Raw genomic sequence first — 15862 nt, forward strand, 5'->3', positions numbered from 1 at the left:
AAAACATCTTTTAGTATAATGGTACGGTGAAACAACTAGTTAAAATCACGCCAATGGAAAAAGATTTTTCCCAGTGATACGTTGATGTAGTGATTAATGGCGGTCTGGCTTTATATGGCCCAAGCAAAGGCTTGATGATTTTTAAACCGCTTGCTTACGGGATTTGGGACAACATCCGGCTTGGTTTGAGCAAATTCTGAAAAAAATCGGCTCACAAAATGTTTACTTACCGCTGTTAATTCCGACTGATCTAATCGAGAAAGAGAAAGACCACGTTAAAGGTTTTGCGCCCGAACTTTACACAGTAACCCAAGTAGGCGAAAAAAAAACTAGCTTATCCGCTCGCGATTCGCCCCACTTCGGAAGTGCTTTTTAGTCAACTTTTTGGCCACGAAATTCACTCTTACCACGACTTGCCGCTAATTTACAACCAGTGAGTCAATGTCTTACGAGGTGAAAAGAAAACTAACCCCTTTTTAAGAACATCCGAGTTTTTGTGGCAAGAAGGGCACAGCGCTCACCAAAACGCCCAGGAAGCGCGCAAATTAACTCGAAAAATGATTCGCAACTATGCTCGTTTTTTAGCTAAGTTTTTAGCAATTCCCACTTTAGTTGGCAAAAAGACACCGCGGGAAAAATTCGCCGGCGCGGTCACGACTTATTCGTTAGAAGCGATGATGAAAGACGGCAAAGCGCTTCAAAGCGCAACTTCTCATTATCTTGGTCAAAATTTTGCTAAAACTTACGCCATCAAGTTTAAAAACCAAAATCAGGAGTTTGTTCATCCCTACCAAACTTCCTGGGGAATGTCCACGCGCTTAATTGGCGCGGTGATTATGGCTCACGGGGATAACAGGGGAATTATTATGCCGCCCCAAGTGGCAACTTACCAAATCGATTTAATCACTCTTTTTGCCGATAAAGACCCCCAAGTTTTGCTAACTGCTCGGAAACTTTTACAAAAGTTATCTAAACGCTGACGAGTTCGGTTAGACGCGAGCCCTAAAAGTCCTGGGTTTAAAGCTGCCGAGTCGGAAATTCAAGGAGTGCCGCTCAGAATTGAAATTGGTCCGCGGGAAATTAGCGCTGGTCAAGTCGTGATCGTCAGGCGAGATACATTGGATAAAACAAATTGCTCCCTTGAAAACTTGCCCGCTACCATCAAAGATTTACTCGCTTTAATTCAACAAAACCTTTTTGAAAAAGCCGAGCAAAGACTGCGCCAAAACACGGTGCGAGTTGATACTTACGAGAGTCTTAAAAAGGGTGTTCAAGATAACCGTTTTGTTTTGGTGCCCTTTGCCGGAACAGACCAAGATGAGCAACTTATTCAAGATGAGACTGGCGCTACCGCGCGGTGCATACCTTTTGATTACAAACTAACCAAAAGTCTTAAGTGCATCATAACGGGTCGGTTAACGCGCCGCTTAGTTTTGTTCGCCAAGGCTTATTAAGTCTGGCGTATAATGATTTTCAAAGATTAGAAAGCAGGTTAAGGATGCCATTAGAAATTATTAACGGTCGAGAAATTCAAGCTAAGTTAACAAGCGGAACGACAATAGTCAACTTTTTTGCTGAATGATGTGGTCCTTGCCGAATGATGGCACCAGTTTTGGAGCAGCTTGCCGAGCAAAATCCGCAAATCACTGTTTTAAAAGTTAACCTTGATACTAACCGCGAAGTAGCGGCCGAAATGGGCGTGCAAAGCGTTCCAACTACTTTCATTTACCACAACCAAAAACTCAAAAGTACTCAGGCTGGCTTTATGCCGATGGAAGTGCTTAAGCAACAAATCGCCGCCTAAAGAATGGTTTTCTTTCAGAAAGTAAAAGATCTTGTCAAAGACCCGGTCAGATTTCAGGCGTTAGAGCGTTATGTCAAATTAATTCATGAATTTGGTCAAAAGTTTAATTTAACGGCTTGAAGCGAAAGTCAAATTTGAGAGCACGGCGTTTACCAGTCGTTAGTCACTTTTAAAGACTGGGTCAGTGCGATGGAGACTAAGCCCGTTTTGGACATAGGCGCGGGCGCCGGTTTTCCCAGTTTACCGCTTAAAATCGTTCACCGGAAAATTCAACTGACGATTTACGAAGCAAACTCTAAAAAAGTTAGTTTCCTAAACGTTGTTAAACGCGAGTTAAACTTAGATTTTAAAGTTTTGCACGTCAGAGCCGAAGAGAGTCAAGATCGGGACAGTTTTGCCTTTGTTTTAGCTCGAGCGGTGAGCGATTTAAAACATTTAATTCAAATGAGTTACCACCTTGGCGCGCCCGGATCACGATTTTTGTTCGTTAAAGGTCCTGCTTACCACCAGGAGATAAAAGCGTGTGGGCGCCTGATTAAAACTTTAAAGTTGGAAATTAAAGCTCACCAAGTGGAAGGTCAAGTTCCGACTTACCTAGTTAGTTTTAGCAAAGTTTGCCCCACACCGACCAATTTTCCGCCGCCTTGGTCCAAAATGGATCAGGCATAATTACCCCTTATTTTTAATCGCCCTTATAATTGTTTAGTCCCTTAACTACAGGAACAACCAATGCCCAAGACAACCAAAGCCAAAAAACTAAAAAACTTAACCGTCATCCCAAAGGCAACAAAAACTTAAAAAACAGCGAAGGCAACATTATTGATGTTCGAAAACTGAACAAGTATTACGTCAGCGGGCATAACGCAGTTCGCATTTTAAAAGATGTCTCCTTATCAATTCCCAAGGGTAAATTGATCGTTATTTACGGACCTTCGGGAAGCGGCAAATCAACTTTTTTGAACGTAATTTCTGGCCTTGACCGCGCTACCACCGGAGACGTGATTGTGAACGACGTTAATTTATCGGCGCTAAAAGACCCGGAAATGACCCAGTTTCGTCGCGATAACGTGGGCTTTGTTTTTCAAAGTTACAACCTTTTGCCCGACTTAAACGCACGCGACAACGTTAAAATTGGCCAAGTACTACAAAAAGATCCGCAAAAAGCACTTAATGTGGAAGACCTGTTTAACGACCTTGGGATTAAAGACGTGCTTGACCAAGACATCCGTAATTTATCGGGCGGTCAGCAGCAACGAGTTTCGGTGGCTCGGCTCTTTCTAAAAATCCGACGATCATTTTTGCAGATGAGCCGACGGGGTCGCTGGATCAAAAAACCACTTTGAAAGTTATTCGTCTTTTAGCCGGCATTAATAAAAAGTACGGCACGACCATTATCATTGTCACTCACGACCAGCAGTGAAAAGAAGTGGCCGACCAAGTGCTTTACGTGGACGACGGGAGAGTTAGCGACCATGAGACTGCTAGTTAAACAAGCTTTTAAATTAGTGTTTTCAAGACGCATTTTTTCACTAATCATGGTGGCGATTATTTTCGTTTCTTCGCTAACTTACACGCTTTTACAGTCTTCAGCTTTTGCATTCAAAAGGTCATACGATCAAATTAGCCAAAAGGGTAATTTACATGACAGCGTGGTTAAGCAACTTTTTAAAAACGAGGGCGATTTTAGTTTGCGCGTGGAAGATAGTCAGTTGGCCGGACAGAAAAAAATCGTCGTTGACCAGGCAAGTGGTGATTACCAAAGTTATTTTGCGGCGCATCCGTTTGAGTATCCAGTTCAAACGGGTGGTCTTGACGCCGAACAAGAAAAAAATTCTTTTGGATCGGAAAATTTCCGAAGCAAAAGAATGGATTCAAGAAGTTGTTAATAACCAAAAACCGCAACGTTTCCAAAGAGCTATTAATCAGATTTACGAAGGTAAACTTGAAATGCGCCACACCGCGTCAATTGCCATTTTTGCCGAGGACAAAGCTTTTAAGTTAGTGCACGTTCCGAGCAGGATGTCAATGTCAACAAACTCATCATTTATGACGGAACAAAAAATTTCACTAAAATGTTGACCGACGAGCAATTTAAAAACGAAATAGACTTTCGTGCTCAAAACAAATTTGGCAGCAAAACGCCCTACAGCGTCAACAGTTTAAAAGGTTACCGCTGAGTAGCTCAAAGCTCAATCGGTTCGACCGTTACCCTCACTGACCCTTCAGCTTACCAAGCGATTGTCTCGCCATCTTACGCTAATTTAAATGGCAAGTACTCTCTCCACCCTAGCGAAGTGCTCAACCTTTACAGCGAGTACGATTTGGAGCAACTTCACGAAAACGATTACTTAAAAAACCGTTACCGCAACAACATAGTTTGGGTTGATCAAATGCCCTACTTTATTACCGGCATTGGAGTGACTCCCGACTTTGCCTTTCCAATTATTGACCATTCGCGTCCGATTCCAACGCCCGAGCGCGAAGCGATTGTTTATACCAACTTGCGGGGTTACCAACGCGCCGTTGACAGCTTCCGTTCTAATCCCGAGGAAAATTATTTTTCAATTAAGTATGCCGATCAGACATTGCCCGAAGAACGTAGCAAAATTGACGACCAAGTTGATTTGATTGCGCGTTGGGGCAGCGCGATTTTACCTTCTCTTGGCATTTCTTACTCGGGCGATATCCCGACCATGGGTTGACCCAAAAATGTCGCCATTGTTACTAAGTACAACCAATCTAACGATCCGATTGTTTTAACCCAAGAAAGAGTCATTTTCTTAGAGCAACTTAAAAAAACCATTTCAACGCTGACGATTGTGACGACCACCTTTTTGGTTATTTTGTAGCGACTTTGTTTTTACTAGTTTTTAAATCCCTGCTAACTTTGCAAAGGAAAAAATACGCCACTCTTTTAGCTTTGGGATACCGGAAAGGCAAAATAGCTTTCGCGCTCAGTTGCGTTACCTTTTTGCTCGTGACTTTGCCTTCAATTTTAGGTTACGTGGTCGGCTACATTCTTCAGTTTCCCTTTATCAATATATTTGCCAACTACTGAACAATTCCGACTTACGGCACGATGTTTAACTTAGTCTCGCTCATCGTGACTGTCATCGTGCCGGTCGTCACGATTTTTTTAATGGTTTGGATTTTATGCTACGTTGACCTACACGGGAACATGGTTGACATGATTGCTCAGCGCGACAAACACAAATTTTCAATTGCGAGAGTTTTTTTAAAACCTTTTAGATGGGTGAACGTCAAAGTTAAGTACATTATGTCTTTGACATTATCTAATTTTGGTCGACTGATGCTTTCAACTTTGGCGGGAATAATTTCGGTGGCTACAATCATCATCGGACTTTCTTCGCTAGGCAAAGCTCAGTACGCCTATGATCAAACTGTCAGCACTAACAACTACAGTTTTCAAGTTAATTTTTACAGCCCAACGATTGAGGGCGGCAATTACCGGGCTATCCCTTACGCGGATGCTATTTTAGCTAAGTATGATCCGGCCCAGTCCACGGCGCGTCTTTATCCAAGCGATCCCAATTCACCAGAGTGACACATTCCGAGCGTGCGTGACGTGGATAACGGCGCTAACGTGGATTTGATTAACTTGGATGATGTTGAGCAAATGCGCCGAGTGCGCCGATTTTTAGAGAACAAACTCCAATTTAAGCCGCTTCTGGATGTCACGATTAGTAGTGTCAACTCCTGGGACATCGCTCGCAAACTAATGCCTGATAACCAACGTAACCGGGCCGAAGCTAACGAAAGCGATTTTTACCAACGAGCAACTCAAGTCGGAATTAACCAACGTTATCGCAGTAAGCCTTGGTGGCCGACCGCGGCTAACGATTGAAAAGTTTTGAGTGAAAACAAAATGATTGATCAAGAAAACATTGACCCCGATTTTGTTGATTTTGTTTTCAACGCTTTAAGAAGAATGTTTGACACCTCATCGTCTTTCCGGCCTTACGTGATTACTTACAACAATTTGTTGGTTGAAAGTTGGGACGAGCCTTACACTTATGTATCTTTCAATTACGAAAGTCGCGGCCAAGAAATCCCCTACACGATGATCGGGCTTGAACGCGAGAGTCACTTTTTTAAGCTTTCGCCTTCAAACTGACAAAAACTAACTAACTACCCAAAAAATGACGCTAGCCCAGTCATCATTAACCGCTTCATATCAGAAAAACTTGGTTTAGGTCCAGGCAGTCGTTTTAACGCTCCCATTAGCAACCACGTTAACCGTAACTCAGAAAATTTTGCCACCCCATCGACTACTTTTGAAGTTGTTGATGTAATTGAAACTTACGATGATAACCGCTTTTTGACGCTTAAATCATATGCCAACAAGTTAATCGGTTGGGATGAGCAATCTAAAAACTTTAACGGCGTTTTAACTAACGAATCTGACCCAATTGTCCTAAGTACGTTAAGTTTGTACTCTCCGTCTTATTTTTACTTGGCGACGGACACAATCCACGGTCAGTGAGCCAATGTCGTAGAACGCATGTTAACTAACTCAGACTTAAGGTATCCAACCGACTTAGCCAAAACGCTCAGCGATTTTTACACTCTTTACTCACGCACTCCCTACGTTGCCATTAATAAGGACGTGGTTTGGCAAGACATTAGCAACACTTCATTCCGCAACATTTCTCGTCTTTCATCGGACATCATTTGAATCATTCAAATGATTTCGGTTACTTTGTCCATCTTGTTTGCTGCGATTGTTTCTGGGCTCTTAATTAGCGCCAACCGCCAAAGAATTGCCGCGCTTTGAACGCTCGGTTATAAACGAGGCGAAATAATGCGAATGTTCGCGCTAATTTACGCTTTGCCAGTTTTTGCCTCAATTGTGGTTGGCGTTCCAGTTGCGTTTGGAATTTTGACCTCTCTCAAGATTTTCGTAATTAATTTTGGCTCGATTTTAATTCCTTTTAGCATTTCCTGGTGAGCCGTCTTAATCGCTTTTGCTGCGATTGGCGTGATATTTGTTTTCTCGACGGTCGTCAGCATCATGACGATGAAACAGCAACAAGCCCGTGAGGCAATCGGAGTGTAAATGAAAAAACTATCGCTTTTTTGACCTTTGATATTCTCCGCTTTGTTGCCAATTCTTAGCGTTGGATGTTCAACCACTTGGTCTAAATGAAAACCTTTAGACGGTGATAACGAAACTACGTATGAATTTAAACACGATGTTGCTTTGCCAAGTCAATACCAAGTTCGACCGTGAACACAACTTTCCCAAGCTTACGACCCCAAGAATGACACGATTGATTTAGCGCTAGTTAACAACCATTATGAACTGATTGATATTCTCGGTACGATTAGCGCTTTGCGCACTACCAGAGCGTTTGATGCCGCTTGAGCAACTGCCGATTGAGGCTACTACGCTAATGTCAGCGATCAAGGCGGTTATTTTTACGCTCTGAGCGAAGTTACGAATGTGAAATTACGTTTTGAAAACACAACTACCCGCCTTTTTGAGTTAACAATTGGATCAGAAATTGAGCAAATAATTAGTGGTTTTGCCAATTATTCGGGTCCCCAAGACAAAAAGTATGATGTTGAAAAAAATGGTTTGAGTGACAACGGCACTCCCAAAGATTTTATTCAAGTTGCTCAAGCGGGTCAATCACTGACAACCATTAATTTAGTGTCCTCGCTGTTGGCCTATAAACCTGGTTTTGCGCTTCAACTTTCTAAGTTAGTTAATTTGCCAGCCAACAGTTTTGAGAATTTTGCTCAAATGATTGGAAAAATAGACATTTGAATTGAAACGATGTTTTTTCAATCAGTTTTTAAAAATTGATTAACTAAGCAAAATGTTGATTTAACCGTGGAAGAAAACGGATCTTACTACTTAGATGCCGGGGTTAGTCTTCAGTCACTTTGAAAAGGTAAGTTCCTTTATTACCTACTTTCGGGCCTAGCTGATTAAGGTGATTAAGCGATTTAAAACCGACCATTTAGTACTCTATTTTTATCATGACACAAAAATGAAAAAAAGTGTATAATAATTTCTGTTCACAATTATCAAAAGCAGTTTAATTGCTGACAAAGGAGCTTTAATGCGAAAAATTTTCATCTACTCTCTCGCGCCAACTCTTCTCACGAGTTTGCCGGTTTTATCGGCAGTCGCTTGTGCGAACAAACTTGACGAAAAAGATAAACGCGATGACTGGGAAATCATCCACCAGCAAGCAACCGAAATTAATTTGAATAGGCTTAACGGTATAGAAGATTTTTTTAAGAGTTTTAACTCTGTTTACCAAATTTTTATGCCTGAGTTAGCAACTAAACTACTGGCTAAGCCAACTCCGGCCACACTTGTCAAAAACCTTGAGAAACAGAAGGGTATTGCCCGAGATTCTTACGAAAAATTTATTAAATGGGCCCACAACATCAAGACTCAAGCCGTGGATTTAAAAATTTCCTACACCGACGGAGACCAAACTTGAGAGCAAAATTTTGATATGAGCGAATTCCGTGCGTCTGTTTTAGCGTTTAAGAAAGACTTGAAAAGCGAAAATTACCACCTTGTCACCGATTTAAAAACTGGCCTACAAGACATTGTGAAAACTTTTTGGAATGGCGACGAGCGCATACCTGCTCCTAACATGATAGCGATTGCTGCTCAAGCACTTGGAATAAGTTTTGCTATTAATTTTAGTGGTTTCACCACTTTACCAGGCGAAACTAGACACCATTTTTTCCGAATTCTAGATTCCTTGCACGCATTTTCCAAACAAGTTACCGATTCAACCGTTTGAAAAAAATGATCCGCCGGAAAAAAATACCAATTAATTCTATCCAAAAACACATTTTCTAATCAGTTTGCTGATTTTCACGAAGCGATTGGAAAAAAACTAAAAACCAATCTTGACGATTTAAACGCCTTTTTAACTAAGCAAGCGCTATCGCCAGGCGAGAAACCAGAGCAGTGGGCAGACAAAATTCACCAAGCTATCAACGAATTTTTAAAACCAGAAGTTGAGCGATTTGGAAAAACCGGCTTAAAAGCTGATTTCCAAGTTCAAGTTAAATGGTACGCTTCAGAGTTGTCAAAAGTTGATAAAAATCAAGAAGAGCGAAAGCATAAATTTAATGTTTGAGTTAAGACTACTGACCCTTACAAAGAAGAAAGATTGCCAAAAATTGCTTACAAACAGATGCTGACACTAGACCAGAATTTTAAATTACTGGAAGTTGATCCATTGCCTTCTGACCAAGATAAAAGTTACACGTCTAAGGTTGACCAATTCAAAGGACTCAGTCTTTATGAGGTAGTCGGCGACGGCGCTTATGGTCAAGACCAAACAACTTTAGAATTGATGTTTGAGAATTCCTTGGCCGTTCCCAAAGACTTAACAGGTCTTAATAATTTTGAAGCACAACTAATGTTTAACATCGTCAACATTTACTCAGAAGCCGATTAGGTTGCTAGCCCTTTGGAACTAGGTGTATAATTTTTGGTATACACCCAAACAAAGGACCTATTTATGAAAAAAAACCGCTCTTTTAGACTGTTTTGACCGACCTTAATTGTGACTTCCCTCCCCGCTTTTTCGCTTTTAGCATGCGGAGGGAAAAAAGTTGAAAACGGAAAAGATCCAATCGAGCAAAACGCGGTGGTAATTGATTTAGATTCTGCTAGTTCTGCCCAAGCCGTCTTTGGTCAAATGGACCAAAGTTTCAAAATTTTCATGCCCAAAAGAGGCGATCAAATGATGACGCCGGTAACTGACGGCAAAGACGATCAAAAGTATGTGAGCGAGGCAGATTTTGAGGTTCTCAAAGGTTACATTAATAAAATTGACTTTAGCAAACCAAAATTAGTTTTAAAAAGTTCGGGTCAGCAGCAAGAATTTGACTTGAGCAAAATTTCTGGCGCTCTTGCCAAAGTTAAGCAAGAACTTGCTTTAGGTTACCAAGCAGTTAAAACGACAAAAGAAGTTAATGACATCGTTGCTGATACGATAAACAAACCCGCCAACAACTTAACGGCGATTACAAATCATGCGATTGGAACGCTTTTAGCGACTAAGTTAGTTTCCTTTGCGGCCATCCCTGGCAATGGATTTACTTACTATAACGACATGTTGCAGGAGTACCATGTTTTGTCTTACGCAGTTTCCCAATCAAATGTTTGAAAAAATTGGATGACTGGTAAAAAGTACGCTTTAGTTAAAGCGCCCCAGGATATGAGCGCAGAACCAGAAGCTATTAGTGTTTCGCCGGGTGATTTGTACGATCAAGGTGACAAAATAGAGTTTTCTTTGCCCAAACCAACTAACCAAAACGAAATGAATAACTGGGAGGCCCAGTTAGTGCTTAGCATTATTAAGTTTGTTGCCTAAGTTAGCACTTTAATAGAGTTAGGACCATAACATCAAACGCCATTTTTACAACGGACAAGAGTATCAGCTCGATGAAGTTAACAAACGAGTTGAAATTTTGCCAACTTTTTTGGACAAACTCCGCCAGAAGAAGTTGTGGGGCAAGTTCGGTTTTAAAAAAATTGGCGGCTCTTTAATTGGCAATGTTTTAAACCTAAGTCGCTTTGGTTCGCCCTTTGCGGCTTTTTGCCGCATATTTTGGATTGACCATCCGCCCTTAGATCGTAAATACTTAAACGCTGGTCAAAAAATTGAGCCGATCGTGATTGATTTCTTGCGGGAAAAAATTGCTCACCCGATCGAAACTTTTGACGCTGTTAAGTATAACTACGACTACTTTGCCGACCGTCACCCGGTCGTGGGCGGACTGCCCGATGCTTACGTCAAGGAAACTAACATGATCATTGAAGTCAAAACTACCGCCGAAAAAAATTGGGATTTTTGACTTATGAATAAACCGCCTAGTCATTACATTCGCCAAGCTCAAATTTACGCCCACTTAATCGGCGCCGATCGTTTTACGATTGTAGCCACTTTCCTAAAGGAAAATGATTACGAAGATCCGGCCAAGTATGACATTAAAGATCGTAAAGTTAAGAATTGGAATTTTAAAGTCAACCTTCCCCAAGTCAAAGATGACTTAGAAAAGGCGGAGAATTGGTATCGGCAAGTTACGGTCTCAGGCAAGTCACCAACTTATAATTTGGACATTGATGCCGACTTAGTCGCTTGACTGAGGTGCCGTAATTTAGACGAGTGGCTTGACTTAAAAAAGAATTGAATTGAAAGCGGTAAACTGATTTTGCCAACTCAAGAGAGCAATTCTTAAGCATGAAAAATTTAGTCGCGAACATCAAGGTTTTTTTTCTGGATTTAGATGGAACGCTAGTTGATGAGAAAAACGACCAAATATCACAAGCTAACGCGCTAGCAATTAGTAAGTTACCGGCGGGAGTTCAGGCCATTATTTCAACCGGTCGGCAAGGACCCAAGGCGACTAAGTTTATTGACCAGTTAAACGTTAAATTCGCTGTTTGCGCCAACGGGGCTTTAATTGTTAACCGAAGCGGAGCGATAGTTTTTGCTCGCACCATGAATTCGCGTCAAATATCAACCGTTCTCGGTTTTATTCGCCGCAACAAACTTTCCTTTAAATGCGATGACCAGATGATCGCTTACGGCGTTCGGGTCTTATTAGTCGCTTTTTCGTGCGCAAACTTGGTTACCGCGTGACCCGCAGTTACGCGGTTAGTCCCAAAAATTACTACAAAATAATGGTTTGAGGAAAACGAAGGGGCAAAATCAAACGTTTAACCGAGCAGTTGAGAATGCTTGTACCTTCGGCTTCGGTGGTTAATTCAACCCGCGGATGAACAATTGAAGTCACCGATCAAAAGGCAACCAAAGGTTTGGCCAACCGTTACGTTTGGGAAAAATTGCTTCGCATCAAAAAAATTGAGCAAACCGCCCACGTTGGTGATTCGCTCAACGATTCGACTGTCGTAGGGCACGTAGGTCATTTAATCGCGCTTAAAAACGCCGATCCAGCGCTTAAAAAAATGGCTTCCATCCTAGGTCCGGACTTCCGTAATGGCGGTGTTGCCAAAGTCTTAGCTGGCAAAAACTTAAAAGCGGTTAAACTTCGATAGTTTTGTACATTCAGTTTCGCAACTTAATTAAGCCGATCAGAATTAACGGCACAAAAGTCACGCTTCTTAAGTACGTGAAGTTGTTTTCTAATCCCACTAAAGACAAGGTCGGGTAAATGAGTGGATTAAAGGCGGTAGCAAAAATTAAACTGATTAGCACTACTCCAGTTCGCCAGTGGATAATTTTGGTTCGCAAAATCGATCAGAAAATTAAAACCGTCACTAACGCTAAGATCGCTAACGCGTAAATAACGGCTTGGACAATTTTTAAAATTCCTACCGCCTCTTGACTAACCACAAAAGTTTGGTAATCAAAAACAAGGTGCTCTTCCCAGGCTATGTCGGTAATACTGCGCTGAGAAAAAGCGAGTACCAGGGTGGCAATTAGCAAAATTGTGACCAAAAATACGACCGGTATAACCCGGTTATTTCTTTGCAGAAAGTAGTTAATTTTGGCGATTAAATCGGTGGTTTTGCTAACGGTAATGATAATGTAAACGACTGCCAACACCACTAGCAGAAGGTAAACGATTCAAAAGTTTAACCAACTGACTACAATCACTAAAATTGGAATCATCAGTTGCGAGAAAAAAAGCGATGGCATCGGTTTTTTAAGAAAAATGTAAATTAAAGAAACAGATATGGATAAGGCGCTTAAAGTGATAAAAAGTCGGTGTTCAATAATCCAAGCCACCAAAAAACCAATTACGAAGACAAAACTGTACCTTTTGCGGGAAAATTGAATTATGTTGAGTGCTATTAAAAGCAGAAAAGGCACTAAATAAACGCCCAGCAAACTTTCAATTTGTCCGTTAAAGTTGAAAAATATCACCATTAAAAAGGCTAAAACCCAACTAATTAGGTAGTCTCAGAAATTTCTTTGCCGGGAAAAGCGCATCACAAGTGCACTGACTGCGCTAACTACCACACTTAAAGCCAAAAATCCGACGATTCATTGTTTAACAAAATCCAGATTCAAAGCGCTAACGCTGCTTAAAACGTTTTGAGTTCACTGCCAAAGGTAACTAAAAAAATTAAAGCGGTTACTTTCTGATTCCGGGACGATTTCTCTTTGGACGACAAAGTTGTAAAAAAGCAAAATTGTTAAAGCAGCTAACAAAATAAAAAGCACCGTTTGGTAGTCAACGCTAGCTAGACGTAGGCGGACTTTCCCGACAAAAATGTACGAGAAAATTAAAAAATCCTTAGCAACAAAAAATTATGATCAAATAAACGATGTTGGGCGTGATTCAAGCGAAGGGCAAAAAAGCTAAGAAGGTGCAACCTAGGTACGTTGCAACTCCCAAAGACCAAACGCGCTTTCATTGTTAATAAATAAGTTGTTGGTCAATGAAATTTTTTTGCCTAAAACATAAACCTCAAAAGCGATAAAAAGAGCAATGATTACAGCAATCGAAATTTGGTGCACCATGGTAGTATCATTATATAGACAGACCATGTATAATTTAGGTCTGACAGGGCACCATAGCCAAATGGCCAAGGCTGAGGTTTGCAAAACCTTGAATGCCGGTTCGAGTCCGGTTGGTGCCTCCAAACTGCGCCCGTAGCTCAATTGGATAGAGTGCTTGGTTACGGCCCAAGAGGTTGAGGGTTCAAGTCCTTCTGGGCGCGCCATATGTCTTCTGACGCCCAAAAATTTAGGAAGTAAATGCACAAAATAGCAAATTGTTTAGTTGTCGGTGGCCCAATCGCCGTTGGCAAAACTGCTTTGCTTGAGGCCTTACCTTTTCAAGTTGTGCCAGAGTTAGTCAAAAACGACGAGTTGCAAGAAATTTTGTTAGCCGGACTTTACCGCGGAGACAAATTGGCTGCCGAGGTTTTTCAGTTTGACATGCTTTTTAAACGTTTTGAAAAATACCAAGAACTGGCTAACCAAACAAGCACCCACGCTTTTGACCGATCTATTCTAGAAGATTTGTTGTTTGCCAAAACTTTGTTAAAATCGCCGTCTGATCTTCAGTATTACCAAGCTTTGTGAACTAATTGTTGGGACACCATAGCGATGAAAGTTGGATTGCCCAAACTTTATATTTTGCTGACTTGTTCTTGACGGACTTTTAAGAAGCGTCTTTTTGTTCGCGATCGCTACGTGGAAGTGAGCAACTACCGCTCTAACCGCCGGTACTTTAAAAAATTGCACAAAAATTACCGCCCCCACATGTTAAGCAGTTTTGCCGATTACGGCATTAGTTACGTGGAGATTAAAACCGATCGATTAAGCGTCAAGCAGATATCCGATTTGGTGCTGGAAGAGATGACTAAACGAGGGATAAAATGAAACTAGCTAATTTCATCGTGATCGGCGGCCCGATCGCAGCGGGCAAAACCACACTGACTGAATCATTGCCGTTTGATTTTGTCAGCGAAATTGACGAAGATGATCCAATTCTTAAAATTTTGCTAGAGGCTAGTTATTCCAAAAAAAATGTCCATCCCGAGGTCATCGAATTTTACTTTTTAAAGCTGCGCAAAATGAAGTATGAAAACCACGCTCGTTCCCGCAAAATGCACGTTTTAGATCGCTCAATTTTGGAAGCTCCTATTTTCGCTCGCAACACTTTGCCCAAGGCTAGTTTTGCTTACTGGTACGATTTGTGATGCGCCGAAGTTCAGGAGCTAGTTCGCAAGTTCGGGGTTCCAAAACTTTACATTTTGTTAACTTTAAATTTCCGCACTTTTGAAAAGCGAGTTTTAAGTAGAGGTCGCTCGGCAGAGTTAAAACATTTCCAGAGCAACCAAGGTTTTTTCCGGAAGGTCTTAGATCAGTACGACGAATTTATGCAGGACATTTTTTTGAAGTTAAAAATTAATTACCACCGAATTAACACTAACCAGAAGAGCTTGGAAGAGGTTCGAAAAGAAGCACTAGAACTAGTGGAAAAGTGGACCTAAATTTTTGACTAAACCATTCCTAACTATATAATGGGTAAGCCCTATGGATTTGCGTCAACAAAAACGTCGAGCCACCTTCATCCTGATAACTTTCTGGGTGATAGTCGGATTGACTTCGGCTTTGCTTTACGACTTAGAGTGGTTTATTCAAAAAGTCATTTTGTTTAACGGTCGACTCGTTCAAGATTTAGCCAGCGAGAAAATTAGTTTCACGTCTTTAGACGGTCAAGAGATAACGATAGCATTTAAGGATTACGGAGTAACTTCAACCAAGACCTTTTACGAGCAACTTGACACTTTAATTAGTTCTGATCAAGGCAGCAATTTAATCAAGTATTATGACGCCCGGATTAACTGAGCGTTTAAATTGGAAGGACTAATTTTTTCCGGCGGCGGTCTTTTTGCGGCCTTTGTTTCAGGCCCGCTCGTCATTTTAGCTGTTAACAAACGAAAAAATTACCGCTTAATCGTCTTGCCGCTAATCATTGTTTTTGCGATTGCTTTAGCTACGCTTGCGCCATTAGTTTCGTCGCTTTTACTTTTAATCGTTGTTTTCACGCCGATTTTTGCTTTTGGTTACGGCTACCGCACGGCTCTTGACCCTTGGGCAACTTCTGTGGCTCGGAAAAGTAACGTTAAAATATCGTTTGTGCGCGGTTTTTACGAAGTAGGAGCCGGGGTCGGCTCACTTTTCATTACGCAAATTTATTTTCACTTTAATTTTCACGCCAAAAACATATCTTATGCGAGCGGAACTCCTTACTACATTGTGGGCATGGCGCTAGTTATTTTGGCGCTCTTCTTAGCTTTTTTAATGCCTAACAACGTTTTCAGCGAATCGCACGTTAGCCACCAACTGAGCGAGCGCAAAATTAAAGAAGTTGAAAAGTCAAACTTAATTAACAAAACGTTAGTGTGGAAAGACATCGTTTTCAAAAAATCTTTTTTGATTGGTTTAGTCGCTTTTACCTTGATGATCGGCACTATTCAAGCTTTCAAACTCGATTTGAGTTAACACGGTTGAAAACTTAACTAAGACCGCTCAAGCAGTCAAGAACGTTCAACACATTGGTTACCAA

General features: G+C 41.2%; 17 protein-coding genes, 2 tRNA genes and 1 pseudogene. 19 read left to right on the forward strand and 1 reads right to left on the reverse strand.

What is annotated here, in order from left to right; genetic code table 4:
- The first annotated feature begins 26 nt into the window (after nt 1–26).
- From proS to CSH31_RS02405, 14 genes and pseudogenes are all read left to right on the forward strand, one after another.
- Nucleotides 27–1454, forward strand: a pseudogene (gene proS, locus CSH31_RS02345) (proline--tRNA ligase).
- A 44-nt stretch (nt 1455–1498) separates the two neighbouring features.
- Complete coding sequence (locus CSH31_RS02350) at nt 1499–1804, forward strand: thioredoxin family protein (RefSeq protein ID WP_127942836.1); 306 nt, start codon at nt 1499–1501, stop codon at nt 1802–1804.
- A gap of 3 nt (nt 1805–1807) precedes the next feature.
- Nucleotides 1808–2473 (forward strand): 16S rRNA (guanine(527)-N(7))-methyltransferase RsmG, encoded by a 666-nt coding sequence (gene rsmG, locus CSH31_RS02355; RefSeq protein WP_128008702.1) that lies wholly within the window; start codon nt 1808–1810, stop codon nt 2471–2473.
- A gap of 29 nt (nt 2474–2502) precedes the next feature.
- Nucleotides 2503–3165, forward strand: coding sequence for an ATP-binding cassette domain-containing protein (locus CSH31_RS02360; RefSeq protein ID WP_128008703.1), 663 nt, complete (start codon nt 2503–2505; stop codon nt 3163–3165).
- Nucleotides 3144–3293 (forward strand): hypothetical protein, encoded by a 150-nt coding sequence (locus tag CSH31_RS04400; RefSeq protein ID WP_161565681.1) that lies wholly within the window; start codon nt 3144–3146, stop codon nt 3291–3293. The genes CSH31_RS02360 and CSH31_RS04400 overlap by 22 nt, the downstream gene beginning before the upstream one ends.
- Nucleotides 3277–3690: a hypothetical protein gene (locus tag CSH31_RS02365; RefSeq protein WP_128008704.1), complete on the forward strand. Its 414-nt coding sequence runs from the start codon at nt 3277–3279 to the stop codon at nt 3688–3690. Before CSH31_RS04400 ends, CSH31_RS02365 begins: the two co-directional genes overlap by 17 nt.
- A gap of 186 nt (nt 3691–3876) precedes the next feature.
- Nucleotides 3877–4653 carry a hypothetical protein gene (locus tag CSH31_RS02370; protein ID WP_128008705.1) on the forward strand — a complete coding sequence of 259 codons (777 nt, stop codon included), beginning with the start codon at nt 3877–3879 and terminating at the stop codon, nt 4651–4653.
- A 5-nt stretch (nt 4654–4658) separates the two neighbouring features.
- Nucleotides 4659–6881, forward strand: coding sequence for an ABC transporter permease (locus CSH31_RS02375; RefSeq protein ID WP_128008706.1), 2223 nt, complete (start codon nt 4659–4661; stop codon nt 6879–6881).
- Nucleotides 6882–7763: a hypothetical protein gene (locus tag CSH31_RS02380; RefSeq protein WP_128008707.1), complete on the forward strand. Its 882-nt coding sequence runs from the start codon at nt 6882–6884 to the stop codon at nt 7761–7763.
- Between the two features lie 130 nt (nt 7764–7893).
- Nucleotides 7894–9261 carry a hypothetical protein gene (locus CSH31_RS02385; RefSeq protein WP_128008708.1) on the forward strand — a complete coding sequence of 456 codons (1368 nt, stop codon included), beginning with the start codon at nt 7894–7896 and terminating at the stop codon, nt 9259–9261.
- Between the two features lie 63 nt (nt 9262–9324).
- Entirely contained in the window at nt 9325–10182 is an 858-nt protein-coding gene (locus CSH31_RS02390; RefSeq protein WP_128008709.1) for a hypothetical protein, read from the forward strand.
- Nucleotides 10183–10213: 31 nt separating this feature from the next.
- Complete coding sequence (locus CSH31_RS02395; protein ID WP_128008710.1) at nt 10214–11050, forward strand: MAGa7180 family putative nuclease; 837 nt, start codon at nt 10214–10216, stop codon at nt 11048–11050.
- Between the two features lie 2 nt (nt 11051–11052).
- Entirely contained in the window at nt 11053–11496 is a 444-nt protein-coding gene (locus CSH31_RS02400; protein ID WP_128008711.1) for an HAD hydrolase family protein, read from the forward strand.
- On the forward strand, nt 11496–11870 hold the full coding sequence (locus CSH31_RS02405) for an HAD hydrolase family protein (RefSeq protein WP_161565682.1): 375 nt from the start codon (nt 11496–11498) through the stop codon (nt 11868–11870). Before CSH31_RS02400 ends, CSH31_RS02405 begins: the two co-directional genes overlap by 1 nt.
- Here CSH31_RS02405 and CSH31_RS02410 read toward each other — a convergent pair.
- Nucleotides 11857–13002 carry a hypothetical protein gene (locus CSH31_RS02410; RefSeq protein ID WP_128008713.1) on the reverse strand — a complete coding sequence of 382 codons (1146 nt, stop codon included), beginning with the start codon at nt 13000–13002 and terminating at the stop codon, nt 11857–11859. The genes CSH31_RS02405 and CSH31_RS02410 overlap by 14 nt on opposite strands.
- Nucleotides 13003–13349: 347 nt before the next feature.
- On the opposite strand from CSH31_RS02410, the gene CSH31_RS02415 reads away from it, so the two are divergent.
- The 5 genes from CSH31_RS02415 (at nt 13350) to CSH31_RS02435 (ending at nt 15798) form a co-directional block, all read left to right on the forward strand.
- Nucleotides 13350–13424, forward strand: a tRNA-Cys gene (locus CSH31_RS02415).
- 4 nt (nt 13425–13428) lie between these two features.
- Nucleotides 13429–13505: transfer RNA gene (locus tag CSH31_RS02420), tRNA-Arg, on the forward strand.
- 34 nt (nt 13506–13539) lie between these two features.
- Nucleotides 13540–14175: a deoxynucleoside kinase gene (locus CSH31_RS02425; RefSeq protein WP_128008714.1), complete on the forward strand. Its 636-nt coding sequence runs from the start codon at nt 13540–13542 to the stop codon at nt 14173–14175.
- Nucleotides 14166–14783 carry a deoxynucleoside kinase gene (locus tag CSH31_RS02430; RefSeq protein WP_127942847.1) on the forward strand — a complete coding sequence of 206 codons (618 nt, stop codon included), beginning with the start codon at nt 14166–14168 and terminating at the stop codon, nt 14781–14783. Before CSH31_RS02425 ends, CSH31_RS02430 begins: the two co-directional genes overlap by 10 nt.
- A 97-nt stretch (nt 14784–14880) precedes the next feature.
- Nucleotides 14881–15798 (forward strand): hypothetical protein, encoded by a 918-nt coding sequence (locus CSH31_RS02435; RefSeq protein ID WP_128008715.1) that lies wholly within the window; start codon nt 14881–14883, stop codon nt 15796–15798.
- The last annotated feature ends 64 nt before the right edge of the window (nt 15799–15862 follow it).

Origin of the sequence: Mycoplasma sp. ATU-Cv-508 (assembly GCF_004011945.1) — a bacterium.
Lineage (GTDB): Bacteria > Bacillota_I > Bacilli_A > Mycoplasmatales > Metamycoplasmataceae > RYZV01.